General features: G+C 63.0%; 2 protein-coding genes. Both read left to right on the top strand.

Features of this window, described 5'->3' with window-relative positions; all coding sequences use genetic code 11:
• The coding region (locus Q7V20_RS03930) for a methyl-accepting chemotaxis protein (protein WP_304787398.1) at positions 1 to 898 on the top strand (898 nt) is incomplete at its 5' end.
• Positions 899 to 910: 12 nt separating this feature from the next.
• Positions 911 to 1,107: chemotaxis protein CheW (locus Q7V20_RS03935; RefSeq protein WP_304787400.1), on the top strand; the 197-nt coding region annotated here is incomplete at its 3' end.

Below are 1,107 nucleotides of genomic sequence, written 5' to 3' on the forward strand. Positions count from 1 at the left end.
CATGGTCGCCAAGCTATCCGAGATCATCACCTCGGTGCGCTCCGGAGCGGATTCACTGGCGAGCGCATCCGAGCAGATCAGCGCCACGGCGCAATCGCTGTCGCAGGCGTCCAGCGAACAGGCGGCCAGCGTGGAAGAGACCACGGCGTCGATAGAGCAGATGACCGCCTCCATCAGCCAGAACACCGAGAACGCCAAAGTCACCGACGGCATGGCCGGCAAGGCCTCCAAGCAGGCCACCGAAGGCGGCCAGGCCGTGGGCAGCACGGTCGAGGCCATGAAGAAGATCGCGGGCAAGATCGGCATCGTGGACGACATCGCCTACCAGACCAACCTGCTGGCGCTGAATGCGGCGATTGAGGCTGCCCGCGCCGGCGAGCACGGCAAAGGCTTCGCCGTCGTGGCGGCGGAAGTGCGCAAACTGGCGGAACGCAGCCAGATTGCGGCACAGGAAATCGGCGAACTGGCCGGCAGCAGCGTGAGCCTGGCCGAGAAGGCGGGCAAGCTGCTCGACGAAATGGTGCCCAGCATCAACAAGACCTCCGAACTGGTGCAGGAAATCGCCGCCGCCTCGTCCGAACAATCCAGCGGCGTCGCACAAATCAACGGCGCGATGGGACAACTGAACCAGACCACCCAGCAGAATGCATCCGCCTCGGAAGAACTCGCGGCAACGGCCGAAGAAATGAGCAGCCAGACCGAGCAACTGCAGAGCGTGATGACCTTCTTCAAGCTGGGCAATGCGGGCGAACAAGTCGTCACCCAGACACGCCACAGAGCGGGGCCGGGCAAGGTGCAAACCGGCGGTGCGCCCAAGTTCGCCAAAGTGTCCGCCAAGTCCCCAGCAGGCAAACCTGCGGCCGACGCGCCCAACGAACAGGACTTTGACCGTTTCTAAGGAGAGGCAGCCATGAATCAGGCGAACAATCTGCCGGTCATCGCGGGCGCTGCTGCGACGGACGAAGAACAGCAATACCTCACCTTCCTGCTGAGTGGAGAGATGTTTGCCATCGGCATCCTCAACATCAAGGAAATCATCGAGTACGGCAGCCTCACCGAAGTGCCGATGATGCCGGGCTTCATCCGCGGGGTGATCAACCTGCGCGG

Origin of the sequence: Aquabacterium sp. (assembly GCF_030652515.1) — a bacterium.
Lineage (GTDB): Bacteria > Pseudomonadota > Gammaproteobacteria > Burkholderiales > Burkholderiaceae_C > Aquabacterium.